Below are 22111 nucleotides of genomic sequence, written 5' to 3' on the forward strand. Positions count from 1 at the left end.
CCGCCTTCTCGCTCGCTCTGGTTCACACCGCCACCCGCATCGGATCGTCCAGCACCGGCTGCCACGCCAACTCGGCCGCGCCGACCAGGGAGTTGTGGTCCAGGGTGCAGGCGAGGATGGGTACTCCCCCGCTGCGGCCCCACAGGCTGCGGTCGGCGACCACCGCGCGGAGCCGGTCCGGGTCCGCGTCGAGCAGGGCGCGGTGCAGGCCGCCGAGGATGATCCGGTCGGGGTTGAGGATGTTGACGAGTCCGGCGAGGCCCAGGCCGAGGCGGTCGATCAACTCCTCGGCGGCGAAACGGACTTGGGGGTCGTGGTACGAGCCGCGCAGGAGGTCCGTGGATTGCCGGAGCAGGGAGACCTCCGGGCCCGGCGTGCGTCCGGCCGCGGTGAGGAAGGCCAGGGGGTCGGCCTCGACGTCCAGGCAGCCGCGGCTGCCGCAGTGACAGGGGCGGCCCTCGGGGTTGACGGTGAGGTGGCCGACTTCGAGGGCGAGGCCCGAACTGCCCGTGTGCAGACGGCCGTCGAGGACGAGCGCACCGCCGACGCCGCGGTGGCCGGTGGCGACACAGAGCAGGTGCGCTGCGCCGCGGCCCGCTCCGTGGCGGTGTTCGGCGAGTGCGGCGAGGTTGACGTCATTGCCGGTGAACGCGGGGACGTCGAGGCCCGCGGCCGCGACGCGTTCGGCGAAGATCCGGCGTACGGGGGCGCCGGCGGGCCACGCGAGGTGCAGCGGGTTGAGGGCGAGCCCTTCGGGGTCCTCGACGGCGGACGGCACGGCGAGCCCGGCGCCGGCGCAGTGCCGGCCCGACGCGGCGAGCAGTTCGGCGCCCGCGTCCACGACTGCGCCGATCACCTGCTCGGGATCGGGGTCGACGACCTCGCAGCCGGGCGTGGTCGCGACGATCCGGCCGCCCAGGCCGACGAGCGCGGCCCGGTATCCATCGGCGTGCACCTGCGCGGCCAGGACGACCGGACCTTCCTCGGCGACGGTGAGCCGGTGCGAGGGCCGCCCCTGCGAACCGCCCGCGGCGCCCGGCTCGACGGTGATCAGCCCGAGTGCTTCCAGTTCCGCGGCCACGACTCCGGCGGTGGCGCGGGTGACACCCAGCTCCGCTGTGAGGACGGAACGCGTGGGGGCGCGCCCCGTGTGCACCAGTTCGAGGGCGGGTCCGAGCGCTCCGCGCCCTCGGTCCGGCCGGGAGCGCACGGAGCCGGGCCGCGCTTCGCTGGGGGCCGCCTTGCCGTTCATGGGGCCGAGTCTCCCATGATCCGCACGCCGGGCGGCCCGCTACTTCCCGGGTACCGGATCGAAGCTGCCGCGGGGCGCGGCACCCGGACGGCAGCGCAGCAGGCGCCGGAGCGTGAGCCAGGTTCCGCGGAGTGCGCCGTGGCGGTGCAGGGCCTTGATGGCGTACGTGGAGCAAGTCGGCGTGTACCGGCAGGCGGCCGGGGCGCGCGGGCTGATGTCGGCGCGGTAGCGGCGGACTGCCCCGTACAGCAGACCTGCCGCGCGGCCCGCAGGACGGGGCGCCGCAGGGTCGGGGGTGCGGGCCGCCGGGCCGACGGGGTGCACGGCGAGGAGGAAGAGACCGGCGAGTGCACCCCAGTTGCAGGGGCAGCAGCTACGCACCTGGGACCACCACAGGTGCGTGTCCAGGCAGCCCGCCACACAGCCCTCGTCGTCGGAGCGCCGGCGCTGCGGTCTGGCGCTGTAGCCGTGCCGGAGCTTGCGCGGCTCGGACCGGTCCCCCATGTACGCCCCCGTGTCGCCCACATCCGTTCACCTGACCAACGGAACGCTACACGGCACTTCCGGACGGCTGACCTCGCCCTTCGCGCCCCGAAGGGAACGGGCTCACGCCGGCTCAGACCATCCCGCTGACCCTCAACGTGAGGTTGACCCGTCCGCTCAGCCCGAGCTCCGGCGGCCCCGTCCCCGCATGCACTTTCGGCACTCCGTGGAACGCGAGCCGTGCCGGCCCCCCGAACACGAACGCGTCACCGCTGCGCAGTTCCACGTCGGTGTACGGCTTCGCCCTGCTCTCCGTATTGCCGAAGCGGAACACACAGGTGTCGCCCAGGCTGAGCGAGACGACCGGGGCAAGGGACTTCTCGTCCTGGTCACGGTGCATGCCCATGCGGGCGTCGGCGTCGTAGAAGTTGATCAGCGCGATGTCGTACGGGGCTTCGGAGAAGTCCTCGCCCAGGGCCGCCGTTGCCGTGCGGCGGGCGAGGTCGACGAGTTCCTGCGGCATCGGTTTGACCGGGGCGCCGTCGCCGTCGACGGCGGTGCGCGCGTAGCCGTACGGGAACCAGTGCCAGCCGAGGCCGAACTGACGCACCGACATGCGGCCGCCCCCGGGCGTGCTGACCTCGCGCAGCCCGGCCGGTGGCCGGGCCCAGGCGCGGCAGCGGTCCAGGAGCTCGCGCTGTCCGGCCGCACCGAGCCAGTCGGGCAGATGCACGGCGCCCGGTGCGACCTCGGTGCGGTCACGGGGGAACAGCTCGCTCATGGCTCCATCATGCGCCCCGGTCCCGAAGCGGCAGGCGCAGGGATCAGTCCGTCAGCCGGGCGAGGGCCAGCTTGTGGGCGCGGTCGAGGGCCTCGGCGGCGGGGCAGGACACGTCCGGCTGCACTCCCGTGCCCTCCCAGTTCGTACCGGAGACCGGGTTGATGGCGCGGCCGACCGGGATGCTGGCTTCCAGGTGCGGGTGCACCGTCCAGCCGTCCCGCGGGTGCGCTCCGCCGCGGGTCGGCTCGCCGACGATCACGGCGCGGCCGAGCTGCTGCAGGTCGTACGCCAGCTCCTCTGCGGCGGAGAAGGTGTTCGCGGCGGTCAGCACGTAGACCGGCTTGCTGCCTCCGAAGCGCGCGCCGGGAACGTGCGGGAGGCTCCAGGACTGTTCGGTGCGGTCGCCCTTGCGCCAGTACATGGAGTTGAGGTGGGTGCGCCGGTCGAGGAGGTGACTGCAGACGAATGCGACGGTGTCCGGGTCGCCGCCCAGGTTGGCGCGGAGGTCCACGATCAGCGCCTGGGCGCGTGAGGCCAAGGTGAGGGCCGCACTCACCGGTTCGGCGGCCCAGTCCAGCGGGAACAGCATCGGCGCCAGCTCGACCAGGGCCACTCCCCCGTCGAGCAGCTCGACGCGTGGCGCACCGCCCAGCGAGGTGTCGAAGTCGCGGCGCATCGCCTCCATGTTCGCCGCGCCCTTCTTCGTCGGTACGCGGTCGGCGTGGTGGATCAGCCGGAGGTGTCGGTCGCCGTTGACGGACTGCAGGTCCTCGGTGAGCGGACCGACGAGTTCTTCCGCACTGCCGACGTCGTACGCGCCTTCGGCGAGGCGTCGTCGGAGCAGGTCGACGAGTTGCCCGGCCACCTCGGGGAAGGCGTAGTGCTCGGCCAGCAGGCGGGTCGTCTCCTCGACAACGGGAGCGGCTTCAAAGGCGGTTGTAGTGGTCATGCATGGAGTAGATCACCGGACTCGCACACCTGTCCCAGAGTTCGGACAGACGAAACGCCCCTGCCTGAGGTGACAGGGGCGCTTCGTCCTTCCGGAGCGGCGGGCCGGACGGGGCCCGGGCGCTCCCCGGCGGGTCGTGCGGGACCCGCCTCGTCCTACGGGATCCGGATCAGGCCGTGCGGCGGCCGACCCGTTCCAGGAGGGCGTATGCGAGGACCGCCACGACGAGTCCGGTGATCGCGTCGGAGAGCTGGGGTGCCCACCAGTGCGCGACACCGGCAGCCGCGGCGCCGATCGCCCAGGCCACGAAGGCCGTGGGACGGACGGTCATCGTCGGCCGGTCGTCCATGGCGGTGCGGCCGCCGCGGGCGAAGAACTGGTCGGCGATCAGCACACCGCCGAGCGGCGGCACGAACACGCTGAGGATGACCAGCCAGTCCAGGAAGTGGTTCCAGACGCCCGCGAGGGCGGCCAGGGTGCCGATGACGCCGAGCACGAGCGTCATCATGCGCATGGTGCGGCCCGTGAGGTGCGACCAGCCGAGCGCCCCGTTGTAGAGGCAGTGGCTGCACACCGAACCGAGGTTCACGAAGACGAAGACCGCGGCGAGCACGTTGAGGATGCCGGAGTTCTCGCCGGTGAGGATCGGCAGGAAGTCGCCGCCCGCTGTCGCCGGGGCGGCGACCGCACCGGCCGCCACGACGAGACCGCCGGTGACCTGCGCGATGACGCTCGCCACCGGGAAGGCACTCATGGTGGCGTAGACGGCCTGGCGGCCGTTCTTCGACCAGCGGGTGAAGTCCGCTGTCATGGTGCCCGAGTCGGCGAAGGTGGCCATCATCATCGACACCGCGGCGCCGAAGGTGATCGTCACGTTGCCGCCGACGCCCTCGTACGAGAAGACCGCGCCGAGGTTGTGGTCGCGGGCGACGATGACGAGCGCGATGACGCCCGCGATCACGAAGAGGGGTGCCGCGACGGCGCCGAGCCAGGACAGGGCCTTGATGCCGAGGTAGGTCAGGGCTATGAAGCCCAACCCGGCCAGGACCGCGACCAGTTGCTCGTGCCAGCCGAAGGCCTGGTGCAGCGTCGCACCGGTGGCGCCGGTGTTGAACGCGAACCAGCCGACGACGACCGTCGCGAGGAACGCCGAGGCGACGACGTACCCTGCGCGGCCGAAGGTGCGGGTGGCCTGCAGCGAGAAGGACTCGCCGGTCTTGCCCGCGCGGTGGCTGAGGATGCCCACGTAGAGCAGCATCACCAGGTTCGCCACCGCGATGGCGGCGAGTCCGCGCCAAAAGCCCAGCATGGCGACGACGACGCCACCGGGCACGGCATTGGTCAGGATCATGGGGAATCCGAACCAGACGGCCGAGACCGTCAGGAGCGACTTGCGGCTCTCCACCGGGACCGGGGAGTGCTCGTACTCGGGGTCGAGTTCCCGTGCGGCCGGATCGGCCGCGGTCACGGCGGTGCCGTCGAGTTCCGCGTCTTTGCGGGATTCAGTGTTCATCGGGGTTCATCCGGGCTTCCTGGTCGGCGCTCGCGGCTCAGGCGAGGGCGTCGGCGAGGGCGGTCGCCGCCTTGGTGAAGGCCTCGGCCGGCGGGTGCGTGATGCCCGCGCCGATCATGCCGATGCCCGCGTCCTTGTGGGCGATGGCCGTGTTGATGATCGGCAGGATCCCGGTGTCGATGACCTTGCGGACGTCGATGCCGGTGGGCAGGCCCTGGAAGTCGAGGGCCGGGATGGTCACGTTGGCGTTGGCAGCCGTGGTGATCTCGCCCATGTCCCGCGTGTACTGCATGGCCTCGGCGACGGTGCCGCCGACGAGGGCGACGATCGCAGGCGCCGCCGACATGGCGAACCCGCCGAAGCCGTACGTCTCGGTGATGGCCGAGTCGCCGATGTCGAGGCCGGAGTCCTCGGGCTTGTAGCCGGCGAACATCGGGCCGACGACCTTCTGCGCGGGACCGGTGAACCACTGGCCCGGCAGACCCGCGACGCGGATGCCGAAGTCGACTCCGTTGCGCGCCATCGTGGTCAGGACCGTGGAGTTCTCCACGCCGTTGGCGGCGTCGAGGGCGGCCTTGGCCATCGCCATCCAGGTCGGACCGGAGAAGTAGTCGGAGGACGCTACGAAGTCGAAGACCTCCTTCTTCTGCTCGGTCGTGAACGACGACTGGAGCAGGCCGGGGGCCAGGGCCTGGAAGAGGAGCAGGGTGCCGGCGCCGTTGCGGTTGTGGCACTCGTCGCCCATGTGGATGGCCTGCGAGAGCAGCAGCCGCAGGTCGATGGGGCCGGTGAACTCGACGGCCTCCTTGAGCATCGGGCCGAAGACGTCCCGCATCCAGATCAGGCGGTCGATGACGCTCTGGTCGTTGGCGCCCATCCGCAGGATCTTGGCCATCTGCTCGGACAGGTTGGTGTACGCGATGTTGCCGTGGGTCTCGTTCTTGACGATGTGCACGTACATCGACGCGGAGGTGACACCGGCCATCGAGCCGACCGAGTTGGCCTCGTGGCAGGGCCGGAAGGTGATCTGCCCGGAGGCGGCGACCTCGGCGGCCTCGTCGAGGTCCTTGGCGAGACCCTCGAAGACGATGGCGCCGGTGACGGCTCCCTTCATCGGGCCGTTCATCCGGTCCCAGGTGATGGGCGGGCCGGAGTGCAGGATCGTGGTCGCGGTCATGCCGGGGACCACTTCGAGCGCGCGGCCGAAGCCGACGAGCATCGGCCGTGCGGACGTGATGCGCTCGACGGCCTCGGCGTTGGCGGCCTCGATCTTCTCGGCGAGGTCGGGGCGGTCCAGGATGTCGAGGGCGCGTGTGGCCTCGATGTCGCCGCCGCCCGGCGGGGTCCAGTCGAGGGTCGTGACGCGGGCGCCCTGGGCGTTGATGTCGGCGTCGAACATGGCGAGACCCACGTTGACGACGTTCAGGTCGCCCGCGAACAGGGCGGCGGCCGGGGTGAGTTCGGGAGTCTCGGTGCTCATGCCTGTGCCTTCTTCGCGATCTCACGGGCGAACTGGCCCGTCTCGGTGCTGCTGCGGGTGACGGTGACGCCGGCGGCGACCAGGGCCGCGGTCTGGGCGGCGACGGACGGCGTGTCCAGGTCGGTGCCGAGGACGTACGCGATGATCTCCAGGTGGCGGCCGGCCTCCTGGGCGATGCGCTGCGCCTCCACGATCGCGGGCAGGGTCGTGCCGACCGGGTCCTCGTGGGAGCCGAAGCCGAGCACGAAGTCCATGACGACGGCGGCGACTTCGGGGTCACGGGCCTCGGCGACCAGGCGCTCCAGGCGCGGCGTGGGGTCGATCATCGGGTGCGGACGGCCGTTGGTGAAGTCGTCGTCGCCGAAGTCGAGGAAGGTGTGGCCCTTGCTGTCGGCCGCCGCGGTCAGGCGGAACGCGGGGTCCTTCTGGATGTTGCTCCACACGTCGAGCCCGGCGTCACGGACCGCGTACATGGTCTCGTCGCAGAGCGTGCCGCCGCAGAACAGACCGCGGACGTAGCGCTGGCCGTCGGCGAGGCGGGCGGCCACATCGGCGGCGGCCTGTACGGCGTCGAACGCGTCGGTGTCGGTGGCCTCGACGCCCGCGAGCGCGACGGCCTGGCGGGCGGCGTCGAGGCTGCCGGAGGCGAAGTGGCCGCCGGCGGCGGTGACCGCCTCCTCGGAGCCGCCGATGAAGTAGACGACGACGGGCTTGCCCGCGGCGGCGACCTCGGCGAGGACCTTCTTCTCGACGGAGGCGGCCGGCGGCTTGGAGACGAGGACGATGACCTCGGTGGCCGGGTCCGCGGCGAGCGCGCGGATGCCGTCGGTCATCATGATGCCGCCGACCTCCTCGCTGAGGTCGCGGCCGCCGGTGCCGATCAGCTGCGAGACACCGCCGCCGAGGGCGTGCACGCGGACGCTGACCTCCTGCGAGCCGGTGCCGGACGCGGCGACGATGCCGACGGAGCCGGGGCGCACCTTGTTGCCGAAGCAGAGGGCGACGTTGTTGATGATGGCGGTGCCGCAGTCGGGTCCCATCATGAACAGGCCCTTGTCGTGGGCGAGTTCCTTGAGGGCGACCTCGTCCTCGACGGCCACGTTGTCGCTGAACAGCATGACGTGCAGACCGTTTTCGAGGGCCTTGCGGGCCTCGCGCGCGGCGTACGCGCCGTTGACGGCGATCACCGCGAGGTTCGAGCCCTCGACGCCCTGGGCGGCGCTCGCGATGGTGCGGTAGGTGACCGCGCCCGCTTCGGCCGACGCGGGGGCCTTGCGGTGCAGCAGGTCCTCGATCTCGGCGAGCAGCGCCTCGGTGTCGGCGCCTGCCTCGGCGACCAGGACGATCATGAGGTCACCGCTGCCCGCTTCGCGCAGCTCATCGGTGAGCAGCCCCAGATTGTCCAGGACCCCCTTGTTCATCTCGGTGCCCATGGCGGTGAACGCCTGCTCCACCCCGTCCAGGCCGTTGGCCTTGGTCGAGACGGACATCAGGGACACGGAGTCGAAGTACGTGTTCTTCCGTACGACTGCTGTGGTGCTCACAGCGAACCTCGCAGTTCTTCTTCCAGGTGGAGCCCGGCGATCAGACCGGACAGGGTGTCGCTGCCCGAGGTGTGGCCGACGGCCAGCACCTTGCGGACAGGAACGTCGAGCTGCTGCGGGTCGGCTTCGTCGGCCAGCAGCCGCAGTACGTCAAGGACTTCGGCGCGCGCCCGGCCGTCCGTCGCCTCGCGCAGGGTGGCGAGGGACAGGTCGGTGGTGCGCTCGGGGTGGGTGTCGAGGACGTCCTGCAGTACGGGGATGAGCGCGCCGAGCGCGCTGCCGGGGAGCGCGGCGATGAGCGCCGCTCCGGTGAGGAAGTCGTCACCGGCTGGGGTGAGTCCGGGGCCGAGGCCGAGGAGGGCGAGGACCGCGGTCCGCAGGGCTGCGGGCTCACCGGTGCGGACGGCGGCGATGAAGCGCGTACGGCCGTCGGCGAGCGCGGCGGCGACGGCGCGCTCCATGGGGCCGGCGTCGCGCGCGGCGCCGAGCATCCCGCCGTAGGGGCCGTGCAGCCGGTTGAGGCAGTCCAGGTACGCGGCGCATTCCGCGAACCGCCCGAGGCCGAGGTGGGCGAGGGAGGGGGTGTCCGGGTTCCAGGCCTGGGCGCCGTCCAGGGCGAGCCGCAGCGGCCTGCCGGGTACGTCGAGGGTCAGGACTCCCCGGTCGAAGGTGACGCGCTGGCCTGCCGCGAGGCCGCATCCCGTCCAGTCGGTGACGTCTGTGGTGAGGGTGCGGGGTGCGTGCCCGGCGTCCCAGGCGGCGAGGGCGATCAGCAGTCCGTCGGGGGTGAGGACGTTCACGACGCGGGTGAAGACCGAGTGGACGCGGCCCTCTCCGACGGTGGTGCGCAGGGTGCGCAGCAGCGCCGCGTCGCCCGATTCGACCGGCAGGACGAGCGGGGCGCCGGTCCGGTGTGCGATGTGCGGGGCCGCAGCGGGTATCGACTCCAAGCGGGACATCCGCGGCACCTCCTCTCTTCCGTCAACGTCTCCTATATTGGTATACCATTCGCGACCTGGATAGCGAACGCAAGCACCAGGCAACCAAAGCAAGGGACATCACATGCGCATCGTCGTCGCCCTCGGAGGCAACGCCCTGGCCCGCCGCGGCGAGCCGATGACCGCCGATCACCTCCGGGCCAACGTGCGCGGGGCCTGCCAGGCCCTGGCCGGTCTCGCCCGCGAGCACGAGGTCGTCATCACGCACGGCAACGGCCCGCAGGTCGGCCTTCTCGCCTTGCAGAATTTGGCATACCAGGATGTGGCCGCGTACCCGCTGGACATCCTCGGCGCCGAGACCCAGGGAATGATCGGCTATGTGATCCAGCAGGAGCTGTCGAACGCGCTCGTCGGCGAGCGCGAGGTCGCCGCCGTGATCACCACGACCGAGGTCGACGAGTCCGACCCGGCCTTCGAGCGGCCCACGAAGCTGATCGGCCCGACCTACTCGGCGCAGGACGCCGCGGAGGCCGCCGCCGAGTACCGCTGGACGATCGCCAAGGACGGCGGCGCCTTCCGCCGCGTCGTCCCCTCCCCCGAGCCGATCCGCATCATGCAGGCGCCGCTGGTCAGCAACCTGCTCGACGCCGGCACGCTCGTGGTGTGCGTCGGCGGCGGCGGTGTGCCGGTGCGCACCGACTCCAAGGGCCGGCAGATCGGCATGCAGGCCGTCGTCGACAAGGACGCGGCGAGCGCCACGCTCACCGCGGACCTGGGCGCGGACATGCTGATCATGCTCACCGACGGCGACTTCGTCAGTGAGAACTGGGGCACGCCCGAGCAGCGCGACATCCTCACCGCCTCCCCCGAGGGCCTGGCGAAGCTCGCGTTCGCCGAAGGCTCGATGAAGCCCAAGGTCGACGCCGCGATCCGCGTCGCGCAGGCCGGCGGCCGCACCCTGATCGGCCCGCTCGAGCGCCTCGACGACCTGCTCGCGCGCAAGGTGGGCACGGAGATCCGCGCCGACGTGGACGGCGGGATCGAGTACGTCGCCAAGTAGGGCGACCGGCAAGGCTCACGCGCCTCGCACAGGAAACGGCGGCGGGTCCCCAAGGGGGCCCGCCGCCGTTCTTCGTCATGCCGTGGCGCGTCACCCTCGGCCTTCGTCGGCCTTCGTCACGCGTCCACCGAAGGTCACGCGTCCGCCGGCTCGACGAAGCTCACGCGTCCGCCGGCTCGACGACTCCCGTCATGCGCTGGCGCTGCGCAATGTTCGCCGTGCTGGTCGCGAGATGCTGGGCGGCAAGGCGCTCGACGCGCTCGACGTCCCGCGCCTCGATGGCCTGGTAGAGGTCCTCGTGCTCCTGCAGGAAGACGTCGAAGTCGTCGTGCTGGCCGAGCAGCCAGCGCATCCGGCTCTGCAGGATCCCGTCGAGCTCGTTGAGCAGCGCGTTGTCGGCCATCTCCGTGACCGTCTCGTGGAAATCGGCCGCCTTGCGGCGCGCGGTCGCCCCGTCACCCTTGGCGGCGGCCACCCGCTCGGCGTCCAGGTCGGCCCGCAGCTTCTCCAGACCCGCGCGCGTACGGCGCTGGGCGGCGAGCCGGAAGGCCAGGGTCTCCAGCGCCGAGCGCACCTCGTTGAGGTCGGAGATGTCGGAGTGCGTGAACTCACGCACCACCGCCCACGTGCGCGGCCGGGGCGTCACCAGCCCTTCGCTGACGAGGCTGCGCAGCGCATCGCGCACGGGCAGCCGGGACACGCCCAGCTCGGCGGCGATCTCGCGCTCGACCAGCTTGCTGCCGGGAGCGCGTGTGCCCTCGATGATCTCGTCGCGCAGGGTGTTCATGACCCGCTCCGACTCGGGGGTGAATTCCTCAGCCGTTGCCATGCCCGCCATTTTCGCATCCGAGATCGCCCACGCGTCCACACGCGGCGCCGAACGGGCCAATGTTTGTATACCGTTACGACTTCAGGTGCGCGATCCCGACCCGGATTCGGCTAAACCTCCACATCAGAGGCGCATCCGCCACTCAATTTGGTATGCCAAGTGTTAGAGTCCGAGGAGTCGCCCTACCCGCAGGAGGCCCTCGTGCACACTCGCTGGCGCGCCGCCCATGTGCTCGCGCATCAGAACGGACAGCATGTACTGCTCCGGGACGGCGAGGTGGTGTGGCAGGACGACACGATCGTCCATGTGGGCCGCGGTTGGGAAGGCCCCGTCGACGAGGACGTGGACCTGGGCGGCCGGCTGGTGATGCCGGGCCTGATCGACCTCGACGCCCTCACCGACATCGACCATCTCGTCCTCGACTCCTGGGCGTCCGCCGAACTCGGCCCGGGCCTGCAATGGTCCGACACCTACGCCCACAACAGCCGCGACGTCTTCACGCGCGCCGAGCGCGCCACCGTCCGCGAGTACGCGCTGGTGCAGCTCGCGCTGCACGGCATCACCACCTACATGCCGATCGCCTCCGAGGTGCACTGCTCCTGGGCGGAGACCTTCGACGAGTTCACCGACCTGGCCGAGACCTCGCGCCGCATCGGCCTGCGAGGCTACCTCGGCCCCAGCTACCGCTCGGCCGTCAACGTCGTCACCGCCGACGGCGGCCGCGATCTGCACTTCGACGAGGAACGCGGACGGCAGGGCCTGCGGGACGCGGAACGGTTCCTCGACCACGTCGAGCGGCTCGCCGACCCCTTGGTCGAGGCAGCCCTGCTGCCCTGCCGCATCGAGACGGTGACACCCGAACTCCTGCGCGCGACCGCCGAACTGGCGCGCCGCCGCGGCGTCCCGGTCCGGCTCCACTGCCTCCAGGGCACGGTCGAACGCGAACTGGTCCGCCGCCTGTACGGCTGCACCCCGCTCGAACTCATCGAGCGCACCGGCCTGTTCGACACCCACATCCTGATCCCGCACGGCATCGTCATCGACCGCCACCCGTCGGTGTCCGGCGAGGACCACGGCGACCTCGACACGCTCGTACGGTCCGGTGCCTCCGTCATCCACTGCCCGCAGACCTCGCTGCGCTACGGCGACATCCTGCACTCGTTCGGCAGCTACCGGGACGCGGGCCTCAACCTCTGCATGGGCACCGACTCGTTCCCGCCGGACCTCGTCCGCGGCATGGACCTCGGGGTGCACCTCGCCAAGGCCGTCGACGGCCGCGCGGACGCCGCTCCCGCCGAGGCCTATGTGGAGGCCGCGACGCTCGGCGGCGCCCGGGCGCTCGGCCGCAAGGACCTGGGGCGGCTCGCGCCCGGAGCCCGCGCCGACCTGGTCGCCTTCCGCCTCGACGACTTCCGCGACGGGGTTCTCGACGACCCGGTGCGCACCCTGCTCCTCAACGGCACCGCCCGCAACGCCACCCACTCGGTGGTCGACGGCCGCCCCGTCCTCGTGGACGGCACCCTGCCCGGCGTCGATCTCGCGCGGCTGCGCGACGACGCCCAGGCGCTCTTCGCCAAGATGCGGGCCGCGTACGGCGAACGGGACGTGAAGCGCCGTACTGCCGACGAGCTGTTCCCGCCCACGTTCCCGCCGTTCACCGAAGTGGCCGGCTGACCGCACCCGTGCACCACCACGGCCCACGCGCCGTACGAGACCACTCGGATCTCACCCCCGTACAACACCAAGGAGCCACCACCCATGCTCATCAGGAACGTCCGCCCGTGGGGCGGCGAGGCCTCCGACATCGAGCTCACCGACGGCCGGATCACCGCCGTGCTGCCGCACGACCCGGCGCGCGCCTCGGTCGGGGAGTCCATCGACGGCCGCGGCCGGCTCGCGCTGCCGTCGTTCTCCGACGTGCACTGCCACCTCGACTCCAACCGCGTAGGCCTGCCGTTCCGCCCGCACACCGGCAAGCCGGGCGTGTGGGGCATGACCATGAACGACCGTGAGCACTGGCGCGAGGACGGCCCGGTCGCCGACCGTACGACGCGGCTGCTCGGCCGGATGATCGAGCGCGGTACGACGCGGGTGCGCAGCTACGCGCAGATCGACGCCGACTGCGGGCTCGAGCGCTTCGAGGGTGTACTCGCCGCGAAGGAGGCGCACAAGGACCGCGCCGACCTCGAGATCATCGCGTTCCCGCAGGCCGGTCTGCTCCTGGAGAAGGGCGTCCCGGAGCTGATGGACGAGGCGCTCGCCTCGGGCGCGGCGGTCGTCGGCGGCATCGACCCGTGCACCCTGGACCGCGACCCGGTGCGCCACCTCGACATCGTCTTCGAACTGGCCGAGCGCCACCAGGCGCCGGTCGACATCCACCTGCACGAGCCCGGTCACCTGGGCGTGTTCAGCACCGACCTGATCCTGGAGCGCACCCGTGCGCTCGGCATGCAGGGCAAGGTGACGCTCTCCCACGCGTACGAGCTCGGCACGGTCGACGAGGCGACGACCCGTCGTCTCATCGAGGAGTTCGCGGACCTCGACATCTCCATGGCCACCATCGCGCCGGCCCAGCAGCTCACCGCGCTGCCCCTGGTCGACCTGACCGAGGCCGGCGTCCGTGTCGGTCTGGGCGAGGACGGACAGCGCGACTTCTGGTCCCCGTACGGCAACGGCGACATGCTCGACCGCACCTGGCAGCTGGCCTTCACCAGCCGCTACCGCGCCGACGAACTGATCGAGCACGCCTGGGCCGTGGCCAGCCGCGGCGGCCACTCGATCCTCGACCCGTCGCTGCCGCGCCTGATCTCGACGGCCGACCGTCCGGGTGTGTCCGTCGGTGACGCCGCCGACCTGATCCTCGTCGAGGGCGACACCGTGTCGTCCGCGGTGATGGACCGCGGCTCGGACCGCACCGTGCTGCACGCGGGCCGCGTGGTCGCCGACCAGCTGCAGCTCGTCTGACCGACAGCATGACCGAGGCCCCCGCCCCGAATCTCAGGGCGGGGGCCTCGTCGTGCGACGACTCGACCGGTCAGACAGCGGCCCGCGCGTCGGGCGCCTTGCCGTCCTCGCCCACCAGATGGCAGGCGACCTCGCGCCACATGCCGCCTTCCTCGGCGGCGGGCAGCACCCGCAGCTCCGGGGTCTCGGTGCGGCAGCGGTCCGTGGCCAACGGGCAGCGGGTGTGGAAGTGACAGCCGGACGGAGGGTCCAGCGGGCTGGGCAGATCGCCGCTGAGCACGATCCGCTCCCGCGACTCCTTGTCCTGCGGGTCCGGCACGGGTGCCGCGGACAGCAGCGCCTGCGTGTACGGGTGCTTCGGATCCTCGAACAGCTCGGCCGCCGGGGCCTGTTCGACGATCCGGCCCAGGTACATCACGGCGATCCGGTCGGCGAGGTACTCCACCGCCGCAAGGTCGTGCGTGATGAACAGGCAGCCGAAGCCGCGCTCCTTCTGCAGGTCGGCGAGCAGGTTGAGCACCGAGGCCTGCACGGAGACGTCGAGCGCCGAGGTGGGTTCGTCGGCGACGAGCAGCGCCGGCTCCACGGACAGGGCGCGCGCGATGGACACGCGCTGACGCTGGCCGCCGGAGAGCTGATGCGGGTTGCGGTCGGCCAGTTCGGGCCGCAGGCCCACCTGGCGCAGGAGTTCGTCGACGCGCGCGGAGGCCTCCGCGCGGTTCGCCAGGCCGTGCAGCCGCAGCGGTTCGGCGATGATCTGCCGGATCGTCATCCGCGGGTTGAGCGAGGAGGACGGGTCCTGGAAGACCAGGTGGACCTTCTTGCGCAGCGGCCGCATCTGCCGGGCGGACAGGGTCGTCACATCCGTACCGTCGATGATCACGTCACCCCCGGTGGGGGTGTCGAGGCGGACCACACAGCGGCCCACGGTCGACTTGCCGCTGCCGGACTCCCCCACCAGCCCGACGACTTCGCCGGGTCCGATCCTGAGCGAGACGCCGTCGACCGCGCGGACGCTGCCGGACGGGGCAGGGAAGTGGCGCCGGAGGTCCCGGACCTCCAGGACGGGGGTGGTGGCCTGTTCGGTCATGCGGAGACCTCCTCTTCGGACTGCCGGGCGGCGGGGTGGTGGCAGGCGATCCGGTGGTTCCCGGGAGTCGCGTCGTTGCCAGGTGTCGTGTCTTCGCCGGGAGTCGTGTCGTCACCGGAACCGGCACGGAGCACGGGCAGCGTCCGCAGCGGCGGCCGTCCCGTACGGCAGTCGTCCTCGGCGAACGCACAGCGTGGCGCGAACGAGCACGCGTCGGGCTGGACCCGCAGGTCGGGCACCAGGCCCGGGATCTCGTTGAGGCGCGCCCTGCCGTCCTTCGTACGGGTGCCGGGACGCAGGACCGCGCCGAGCAGACCACGGGTGTACGGGTGCGAGGGCGAGGCGAACAGCTCGTCCACCGGGGCCTGTTCGACCGGGCGGCCCGCGTACATCACGAGCACCCGGTCGGCGGTCTCGGCGACGACGCCCAGGTCATGCGTGATCAGCACGATCGCGGTGCCGAGCCGGTCGCGCAGCGACTTCAGGACGTCGAGGATGCCCGCCTGGACGGTCACGTCGAGCGCGGTCGTCGGCTCGTCGGCAATCAGCACGGCCGGGTCGCAGGCGACCGCGATGGCGATCATGACGCGCTGGCGCATCCCGCCGGAGAGCTGGTGCGGATACTCGTCCACGCGCCGCTCGGGCGCGGGGATGCCGACGACGTCGAGCAGTTCGACGGCCCGCGCGCGGGCCTCCTTCTTGCTCAGCTTCTGGTGGCGGATGAGCACTTCGCTGATCTGACGGCCGACCGTCAGGACCGGGTTCAGGGACGTCATCGGCTCCTGGAAGATCATCGACAGCCGGCGGCCGCGCAGCGAACGCCAGGTGCGTTCGCCCGCGCCGACGAGTTCCTGTCCGTCGAGAGTGATGGAGCCGCCGATACGGGCCGTCGGCGGGAGCAGCCCCATGACGGCCATCGACGTGACGGACTTGCCGCAGCCGGACTCGCCGACCACGGCGAGGACTTCACCGCGCGCGAGTTCGTACGAGACACCGTCCACGGCGTGCACCGTGTCGTCGGGGCCGGCGAAGGAAACCGTCAGGTCGCGGACGCTGAGGACGGGTCCGGTCGTGACCGCCTCGGCTGCGGGGGAAGGTGCGGTGGTGGTCACCGGGAGCCTCCTCGGGGGTCGAGGATGTCGCGGACGCCGTCGCCGAGCAGGTTGAACGCCAGCGTGGCGAGCACGATGACGAGGCCCGGGAAGACCGCCATCCAGGGGGCGTTGGCGATGAACGGCTGCGCGCTGGAGAGCATCACGCCGAGCGACGGGGACGGCGGCTGCACCCCGAGTCCGAGGAAGCTGAGCACCGCCTCGCCGATGATCGCCGATGGGACGCCGACCGTCGCCTGCACGATCAGGGCCGATGTGGCGTTGGGCAGGATGTGGCGGAACAGGATCGTGCCGTCACCGCCGCCGTTCGCGACCGCCGCACCCACGTAGTCGAGGTGCTTGAGCCGCAGGGTCTCCGCGCGTGTGATGCGGACGATCGCCGGGATCTGCGAGATGCCGATCGCGATCGTCGCGTTCTTCAGGGATGGTCCGAGCACCGCGGCCAGACCGACGGCGAGCACCAGGAACGGGAACGCGAGCATCGTGTCGGTCAGGCGCGAGACGACGGTGTCCGCGAACTTCCCGTAGTAGCCCGCGAGAAGCCCCAGCGGTACGGCGACGACGAAGGCGAGCGCCACGGCGAGCACACCCACCTGCATCGACGCGGTGACACCGACGAGGACCCGGGAGAGCTGGTCGCGCCCGAGGTCGTCGGTGCCGAGCCAGTGTTCCCAGCTCGGGGCGGCGAGCACGTTGTCGAAGTCTGGCTGCGCCGGGTCGTACGGCGTGAGCAGCGAGGAGAACACGGCGACGAGCACGAAGAGCGCGCCGAGGACCGCGCCGGTGAGCGCGAGCTTGTTGCGGCGCAGCTTGCGCCAGGCGTCGGCGGCGCGGCCCCGGGGCTTCGCCACGGCGGCCGGCGCGACGGGAGCGGTGTCGACGGCGGCCGTCATCGCGAGCCTCCCAGACGGATACGCGGGTCGACGACCGAGTAGAGGAGGTCGACCAGGAGATTGATCAGGATGTACGCGGCCGAGGTGAAGAGCACGACGCCCTGCACCATGGCGTAGTCACGCGTGAAGACCGCGTCGATGGTGAGCTTGCCGAAGCCGGGCAGCACGAAGACCTGCTCGGTGACGACGGCGCCGGATATCAGCTGGCCCAGCTGCAGGCCGAGCACGGTGATCACGGTGACGAGCGAGTTGCGCAGCGCGTGCGAGCCGATGACCGCGCGCCGGGACAGGCCCTTGGCGCGGGCCGTGCGCACGTAGTCCGAGGACAGCGCGTCGAGCATGGCGGCGCGGGTCTGGCGCATCACGACGGCGGCGAGTCCGCTGCCGAGCACGATCGCGGGCAGGATCAGCCGGCGCAGGTTCTCCACCGGGTCCTGCCCGAACGGCACGAAGCCGGAGGCCGCGAACACCGGGATGGCGATGGCGAACGCGAGAACGAGCAGCATGCCGAGCCAGAATGTCGGCACCGACATCCCGAGCAACGCGATGCCGTTCGCCAGCCACTCCTCGGGCTTTCCGCGCCGCACGGCCGCGACCACACCGGCGCCGATGCCGAGCACGATCGCCAACAGGAGTGCGAGCGCGGCCAGTTCGAGGGTGATGGGCAGCGCGTCGAGGATCGAGTCCAGGACGGGCAGGCCGCTGCGGGCCGACGTACCGAAGTCGCCGGTGACCGCATGGCTGACGTAGTTCCAGTACTGGACCACGATGTTGTCGTTGAGTCCGTACTCCTCGCGGATCGCTTCGAGCACCGCCGGGTCGGTCTGCTCACCGGCCATCGCCTGCGCGGTGTCGCCGGGCATGGCGCGCACACCGGCGAAGACCGTGATGCTGACGAGGACCATGGTGAGCAGCGCCTGGCCGAGACGGCGGCCGGGATACGAGGTGAGCCACTTGCGGGCGGTGGTCATCCCTGCGCCCCCTTCACGTAACCGGCTTCCTTGACGCGGATGAGGCCGTCGCCGGAGAGTGCGATACCGCTGATGTCCTGGGCCGCGACCGCGTAGTTGATGTTCCGGTAGAGGTAGAGCACCGAGTGCTGCTTGTTGATCGCCTCGGTCAACTGGCGGTAGATCTCCTTGCGTTCGGACACGTCGGCCGTGGAACGCCCCTCGGATATGAGCCGGTCGATCGTGGGATCGGAGAGCTTGCCCTGGTTGTTGCTGCCGTTCGTGCCGACGAGGCTGTCGATGTTGCCGGCCGGGTCGGGCTGGCCGCCCCAGCCGCCGGTCCGCGCCTGGAAGTCGCCCGCGAGGGTGCGGGTGAGGCCGGTGGCGAACTCGGTGGGCCGCAGGCGGACGTCGAAGCCCGCCTCCTTGGCCATGGACTGGACGACCTGGCCGAGCCGGTTGTCCTCCGGCGTCGTGTTGATCATCAGCTCCAGCGGCACCGGCGTCTTGACCCCGGCTTCCTTCAGGAGCTTCTTCGCCTTCTCGACGTCGCGCCCGGGGCACGTGACCGGTGTGCTGAGCGGGGTGCCGGGCGGTACGGGGCCGCAGGCCGGCGCGTACATGTCCTGGAAGACGACCTTGTTGATCAGCTTCCGGTCCAGCGCCAGATCGAAGGCCTCACGGACGCGCACATCGCGGCCGAAGGGGGTGTCGAGCTTGCCCGGGGGCTTGTCGATCCCGTCCGTGTTGCCGACATTGAGCGTGATCGCCATATAGCCGAGCGAGGGCGTGTTGAGCAGTTGGAGTTCGTTGTCCCCCATGGCGCTCTTCACTTCGACCGGGCCCATCTGGTCGCCTATCTGCACATCTCCGGAGCGCAGATTGGCGAGGCGGATATTGCCGTCGGTGATGGTCTTGTACGTGACGCCGTCGAGGTGGACGTTGTCCGCGTCGTAGTAGAGCGGATCCTTTTTGAGCTCGATGCGGTCGCCGATGACGCGCTTGTCGTACTTGAAGGGGCCGACGCACGACGGGTGCGTGGCGAAGTCCCTGCCGTACTTCTCGATCGCCTTGGGCGACATGATCAGGCCCGCGGTGTTGGCGAGGCGGCCGAGCAGCGGGGTGTCGGCGTGGTCGAGCGTGAGCCGCACGGTGTACGGGGCGATCGCCTCGACCTTCTCGACCGAGTCGATCTCGGAGGCGCGGCCGGAGCCCTTGAGGTGCAGATGCCGGTCGAGCGAGATCTTCACGGCCTTCGCGTCCAGCTTGGCGCCGTCGCTGAAGCGCGCGTCGCGGCGTACGTCGAAAGTGAAGGTCTTGCCATCCTTGCTGATCTTCGGCAGGGACGCGGCGAGCTGCGGCACGAACCGGTTGTTCCGGTCCACGTCGTAGAGCTGCTCGCACATGGAGGTGAACACCGTCCGGGCGACCAGGGTTCCGGTCAGGGACGGATCGAGCATGTCGGGGTCCGACTTGAGGCCGATGACGGCCGTTCCGCCGTCCCGAACGGGGCGGGAGTCTTCGAGCCGGGGCTCCGCGGCGGTCTGCTGACCGGGCGGGGCGAGCGAGCCGCAGCCGGTGGCCAGCGTCAGCAATGCGGCCGCCGCGAGCACGGCAGGTAGGCGACGCACGGGACCACACCTCCTTACACGAGCAGGGGGCGCAGGCCCGGTTGGGCCGCGCTGGGGCGTCACGGTATACCGCTATCCCGTCCCACCTATTGGACAGCGGCATCTATTCGCCCCTGCGCATCCCATATTCCCGACCCATAGCGCCCATTCCGGACGCCCACACTCTGGATGATCGTTACCGATTCGAGTTTTTGGTATACCGACTCATGAGGAGTGCTCACCTCTGCCTCTCGACAGCCCCACCTCCGCCGCCAGGCCGCCTTGTGCAGAACCGCCCCCGACCCCTACGCTCTTGTTTTGTGCCGCAAATAAACAAACTAGGGGCCACCGTTACCCCGCCCTCCCGGTCACCGCGCAGTGTCGCGCCGATCCGCGACCTCAAGCGCCTCCGCATCGTCCTGACCGTGTTCTTCGCGCTCGACGGCTTCATCTTCGCGGGGTGGGTCGTGCGCATCCCGGCCATCAAGGAGCAGACGGGGGCCTCGTCGAGCGCGCTCGGACTCGCGCTGCTCGGTGTCTCGGCGGGCGCGGTGGTGACGATGATGCTCACCGGACGCCTCTGCCGCCGCTACGGCAGCCACCCCGTGACGGTCGTCTGCGCGGTCCTGCTCTCCCTGAGCGTCGCACTGCCTCCGCTCACCCACTCCGCGGCCGCCCTGGCAGCGGTCCTGGTGCTCTTCGGCGCGGCCTACGGCGGCATCAACGTCGCCTTCAACAGCGCCGCCGTCGACCTCGTGGCGGCCCTGCGCCGCCCGATCATGCCCAGCTTCCACGCCGCGTTCAGCCTCGGCGGCATGGTCGGCGCGGGACTCGGCGGCCTGATCGCGGGCTCCCTCTCCCCCACGCACCACCTCCTCACCCTCACCCTGATCGGGCTGGTGGTCACCCTCTTCGCGGGCCGCGCCCTCCTGCGCCTCGCACCCCCACCGGCGCCCGACCGGCCCGACGCCTCCTCAGCGCCCTCGCGTCGCCTCGACCCGCGCACCCGCCGCATGGTGCTGATCTTCGGCCTCATCGCACTGTGCACCGCCTTCGGCGAAGGGGCACTCGCCGACTGGGGCACGCTCCACCTCGAACAGGACCTGGGCGCCCACCCCGGCATGGCCGCCGCCGGCTACGCCCTCTTCGCCGGCGCGATGACGATCGGCCGCCTCAGCGGAACGACGCTGCTTGAACGCCTCGGCCAGACCCCGATCCTCATCGCGGGCGGCACGACAGCCGCCGCGGGCATGCTCCTCGGCGCACTCGCCCCCACCATCTGGCTCGCCCTCCTGGGCTTCCTCATCACCGGCCTCGGCCTCGCCAACCTCTTCCCCGTCGCCATCGAACGCGCCGGCGCCCTCGCGGGCCCCAGCGGCGTCGCCACGGCCTCCACGCTCGGCTACGGCGGCATGCTGCTCGGGCCGCCTGCGATCGGGTTCATGGCGGACTGGTTCACGTTGCCGATTGCGCTCACGAGCGTGGCCGCACTCGCGGGGGTCGCGGCACTGATCGGCTACACCACGCGGCGGTAGAAAGGGCGAGAGCACCGCCTGCCGGGGCGGCCACCGGCTTCGATCCCGGAGTCACCGGCTTCGATCCCGGAGTCACCGCCGGGTAGGGCGATCGGCTCCACGGCTTCGCGCTAGCGTGCGTCGTGAGCTGACGAGCCGTGTGCCCGCGTGGTGGGCAACCTCCAATCGGTCCCCGAACCGACCTAGGTCCGCACCGACCTCAGCAGACGCTCCCCCACGCAAGCCGCCCACTCCACGATCGGCACCGCCGCGCCCGCCGCTTCCGCTCCCCGGCAGTGGGCGTGGTGTCTGCGGGTGATGTCGTCGAGGTCGAGGTGGTGGCCGAAGGCAGGGTGTGCCGCCAGGCGCCGGGCGTATGCCCAGAGGTGGGGGTGGTCGGTGATCCGGTGGACCGCGGCGGCGTCCAAGTGGTGGCGGTGGACGGTGTCCAGTTGCACCAAGGTCACCCACACCTGTACGTCCGCGAGGGTGAGTTCATCGCCCAGGACGTGTGCGTGGGAGGCGAGGCGCCGCTCCAGGAGGTCCAGCGCACGCAGCAGCACGGCCAGTGCGGTCTCGCGCGCGGCGGGGGTACCACCGGCCCGGCCGGCCCTTTGGGCGGCGACGCCTACGCCGTGTTCGCACAGGCGGCGCACGGTCTCGAACTCCGGCTCGGCGCCGCACGGGTGGAGCGCGAGGCCCTGCTCGCTGAACCGTCGGACCAGATCCCACAGGATGTCGGGGGCGTGCGTACTGACGATCCGTCCGGTCCAGTCGTCACTGAGCACAGGCGCAACCGTCGGGCCGGGGTACCGATGAGAACTGGCCTGGTACAGCGGTCGCAAGGCACGGTGTCCGCCGTCGGGTGAGTCGGGTACGGCGGGCAGCAGCGTCACCGGAAGGGTGTCGCCGAGGCCGAGCAGACTGTGTGTGACAGCGATCTGCAGACAGTGCGGACAGGACAGCGACAGGTGGAGCCGGTAGCGGTACGGCGCCGCGTAATAGCCACTGCGTGTGTCACCGCCGATCCTGCCCCGGAAGGACGGCTCGGCTGTCGGGGATGTGGCGGACATGCGTCTCCCTGGGTGCTTGGTCACGCGGATACGCGGATACGCGGATACGCGGATACGCGGATACGCGCGTACGGAC

Annotated in this window: 19 protein-coding genes; 4 read left to right on the top strand and 15 right to left on the bottom strand. The window is 71.1% G+C overall.

Annotation, left to right across the window (positions count from 1 at the left end):
* Positions 1-22 precede the first annotated feature (22 nt).
* The 8 genes from ACIBI4_RS01015 to ACIBI4_RS01050 form a co-directional block, all read right to left on the bottom strand.
* The gene (locus tag ACIBI4_RS01015; RefSeq protein WP_399201379.1) at positions 23-1252 is read right to left on the bottom strand and encodes an ROK family protein; all 1230 of its coding nucleotides are present in this window, start codon (positions 1250-1252) and stop codon (positions 23-25) included.
* Between the two features lie 39 nt (positions 1253-1291).
* The gene (gene yidD / locus ACIBI4_RS01020; RefSeq protein WP_399201380.1) at positions 1292-1777 is read right to left on the bottom strand and encodes a membrane protein insertion efficiency factor YidD; all 486 of its coding nucleotides are present in this window, start codon (positions 1775-1777) and stop codon (positions 1292-1294) included.
* Between the two features lie 91 nt (positions 1778-1868).
* Positions 1869-2516, bottom strand: coding sequence for an alpha-ketoglutarate-dependent dioxygenase AlkB family protein (locus ACIBI4_RS01025; protein WP_399201381.1), 648 nt, complete (start codon positions 2514-2516; stop codon positions 1869-1871).
* 43 nt (positions 2517-2559) lie between these two features.
* On the bottom strand, positions 2560-3465 hold the full coding sequence (locus ACIBI4_RS01030; RefSeq protein ID WP_399201383.1) for a S41 family peptidase: 906 nt from the start codon (positions 3463-3465) through the stop codon (positions 2560-2562).
* A 169-nt stretch (positions 3466-3634) separates the two neighbouring features.
* A complete protein-coding gene (locus tag ACIBI4_RS01035) occupies positions 3635-4978 on the bottom strand; it encodes a cytosine permease (protein ID WP_399201384.1) in 1344 nt (447 codons plus the stop codon).
* Positions 4979-5015: 37 nt separating this feature from the next.
* The gene (locus ACIBI4_RS01040; protein ID WP_399201385.1) at positions 5016-6458 is read right to left on the bottom strand and encodes a DUF1116 domain-containing protein; all 1443 of its coding nucleotides are present in this window, start codon (positions 6456-6458) and stop codon (positions 5016-5018) included.
* Positions 6455-8002 (bottom strand): acyl-CoA synthetase FdrA, encoded by a 1548-nt coding sequence (gene fdrA / locus ACIBI4_RS01045; RefSeq protein ID WP_399201386.1) that lies wholly within the window; start codon positions 8000-8002, stop codon positions 6455-6457. The genes ACIBI4_RS01040 and fdrA overlap by 4 nt, the downstream gene beginning before the upstream one ends.
* Complete coding sequence (locus ACIBI4_RS01050) at positions 7999-8961, bottom strand: DUF2877 domain-containing protein (RefSeq protein WP_399201387.1); 963 nt, start codon at positions 8959-8961, stop codon at positions 7999-8001. The genes fdrA and ACIBI4_RS01050 overlap by 4 nt, the downstream gene beginning before the upstream one ends.
* A gap of 103 nt (positions 8962-9064) precedes the next feature.
* Here ACIBI4_RS01050 and ACIBI4_RS01055 point away from each other — a divergent pair, with 103 nt between their 5' ends.
* Positions 9065-10000, top strand: a complete 936-nt coding sequence (locus ACIBI4_RS01055; RefSeq protein WP_399201388.1) for a carbamate kinase — start codon at positions 9065-9067, stop codon at positions 9998-10000.
* A gap of 160 nt (positions 10001-10160) precedes the next feature.
* Here the strand turns inward: ACIBI4_RS01055 and ACIBI4_RS01060 are convergent, their stop codons facing one another.
* Positions 10161-10829 (bottom strand): GntR family transcriptional regulator, encoded by a 669-nt coding sequence (locus tag ACIBI4_RS01060; RefSeq protein WP_399201389.1) that lies wholly within the window; start codon positions 10827-10829, stop codon positions 10161-10163.
* A gap of 201 nt (positions 10830-11030) precedes the next feature.
* On the opposite strand from ACIBI4_RS01060, the gene ACIBI4_RS01065 reads away from it, so the two are divergent.
* On the top strand, positions 11031-12503 hold the full coding sequence (locus ACIBI4_RS01065) for a chlorohydrolase family protein (protein WP_399201390.1): 1473 nt from the start codon (positions 11031-11033) through the stop codon (positions 12501-12503).
* An 84-nt stretch (positions 12504-12587) separates the two neighbouring features.
* Positions 12588-13793, top strand: a complete 1206-nt coding sequence (locus tag ACIBI4_RS01070; protein WP_399201391.1) for an amidohydrolase family protein — start codon at positions 12588-12590, stop codon at positions 13791-13793.
* 70 nt (positions 13794-13863) lie between these two features.
* Here ACIBI4_RS01070 and ACIBI4_RS01075 read toward each other — a convergent pair whose 3' ends face one another.
* From ACIBI4_RS01075 to ACIBI4_RS01095, 5 genes are read right to left on the bottom strand one after another with little or no spacing between them, the layout of a single operon-like run.
* Positions 13864-14883, bottom strand: a complete 1020-nt coding sequence (locus ACIBI4_RS01075) for an ABC transporter ATP-binding protein (protein WP_399201393.1) — start codon at positions 14881-14883, stop codon at positions 13864-13866.
* Positions 14880-15995: an ABC transporter ATP-binding protein gene (locus tag ACIBI4_RS01080; protein WP_399201394.1), complete on the bottom strand. Its 1116-nt coding sequence runs from the start codon at positions 15993-15995 to the stop codon at positions 14880-14882. Before ACIBI4_RS01080 ends, ACIBI4_RS01075 begins: the two co-directional genes overlap by 4 nt.
* On the bottom strand, positions 15992-16888 hold the full coding sequence (locus tag ACIBI4_RS01085) for an ABC transporter permease (protein ID WP_399201395.1): 897 nt from the start codon (positions 16886-16888) through the stop codon (positions 15992-15994). The genes ACIBI4_RS01080 and ACIBI4_RS01085 overlap by 4 nt, the downstream gene beginning before the upstream one ends.
* Positions 16885-17859 (bottom strand): ABC transporter permease, encoded by a 975-nt coding sequence (locus ACIBI4_RS01090; protein WP_399201396.1) that lies wholly within the window; start codon positions 17857-17859, stop codon positions 16885-16887. The genes ACIBI4_RS01085 and ACIBI4_RS01090 overlap by 4 nt, the downstream gene beginning before the upstream one ends.
* Positions 17856-19469: an ABC transporter substrate-binding protein gene (locus ACIBI4_RS01095; protein ID WP_399201397.1), complete on the bottom strand. Its 1614-nt coding sequence runs from the start codon at positions 19467-19469 to the stop codon at positions 17856-17858. Before ACIBI4_RS01095 ends, ACIBI4_RS01090 begins: the two co-directional genes overlap by 4 nt.
* A 299-nt stretch (positions 19470-19768) precedes the next feature.
* On the opposite strand from ACIBI4_RS01095, the gene ACIBI4_RS01100 reads away from it, so the two are divergent.
* Entirely contained in the window at positions 19769-20983 is a 1215-nt protein-coding gene (locus tag ACIBI4_RS01100) for an MFS transporter (RefSeq protein ID WP_399201398.1), read from the top strand.
* Positions 20984-21165: 182 nt separating this feature from the next.
* Here the strand turns inward: ACIBI4_RS01100 and ACIBI4_RS01105 are convergent, their stop codons facing one another.
* Positions 21166-22035, bottom strand: a complete 870-nt coding sequence (locus ACIBI4_RS01105; protein WP_399201399.1) for a glutathione S-transferase C-terminal domain-containing protein — start codon at positions 22033-22035, stop codon at positions 21166-21168.
* Between the last annotated feature and the right edge of the window lie 76 nt (positions 22036-22111).

Source organism: Streptomyces sp. NPDC050418 (assembly GCF_044458745.1).
Taxonomy (GTDB): Bacteria; Actinomycetota; Actinomycetes; order Streptomycetales; family Streptomycetaceae; genus Streptomyces.

Excerpts from the sequence above, each read along its gene's own strand:
- ACIBI4_RS01015 (WP_399201379.1), bottom strand. The coding sequence starts at position 1,252 with ATGAACGGCAAGGCGGCCCCCAGCGAAGCGCGGCCCGGCTCCGTGCGC.
- ACIBI4_RS01025 (WP_399201381.1), bottom strand. The coding sequence starts at position 2,516 with ATGAGCGAGCTGTTCCCCCGTGACCGCACCGAGGTCGCACCGGGCGCC.
- ACIBI4_RS01030 (WP_399201383.1), bottom strand. The coding sequence starts at position 3,465 with ATGACCACTACAACCGCCTTTGAAGCCGCTCCCGTTGTCGAGGAGACG.
- ACIBI4_RS01035 (WP_399201384.1), bottom strand. The coding sequence starts at position 4,978 with ATGAACACTGAATCCCGCAAAGACGCGGAACTCGACGGCACCGCCGTG.
- ACIBI4_RS01040 (WP_399201385.1), bottom strand. The coding sequence starts at position 6,458 with ATGAGCACCGAGACTCCCGAACTCACCCCGGCCGCCGCCCTGTTCGCG.
- ACIBI4_RS01050 (WP_399201387.1), bottom strand. The coding sequence starts at position 8,961 with ATGTCCCGCTTGGAGTCGATACCCGCTGCGGCCCCGCACATCGCACAC.
- ACIBI4_RS01055 (WP_399201388.1), top strand. The coding sequence starts at position 9,065 with ATGCGCATCGTCGTCGCCCTCGGAGGCAACGCCCTGGCCCGCCGCGGC.
- ACIBI4_RS01060 (WP_399201389.1), bottom strand. The coding sequence starts at position 10,829 with ATGGCAACGGCTGAGGAATTCACCCCCGAGTCGGAGCGGGTCATGAAC.
- ACIBI4_RS01070 (WP_399201391.1), top strand. The coding sequence starts at position 12,588 with ATGCTCATCAGGAACGTCCGCCCGTGGGGCGGCGAGGCCTCCGACATC.
- ACIBI4_RS01075 (WP_399201393.1), bottom strand. The coding sequence starts at position 14,883 with ATGACCGAACAGGCCACCACCCCCGTCCTGGAGGTCCGGGACCTCCGG.
- ACIBI4_RS01085 (WP_399201395.1), bottom strand. The coding sequence starts at position 16,888 with ATGACGGCCGCCGTCGACACCGCTCCCGTCGCGCCGGCCGCCGTGGCG.
- ACIBI4_RS01090 (WP_399201396.1), bottom strand. The coding sequence starts at position 17,859 with ATGACCACCGCCCGCAAGTGGCTCACCTCGTATCCCGGCCGCCGTCTC.
- ACIBI4_RS01105 (WP_399201399.1), bottom strand. The coding sequence starts at position 22,035 with ATGTCCGCCACATCCCCGACAGCCGAGCCGTCCTTCCGGGGCAGGATC.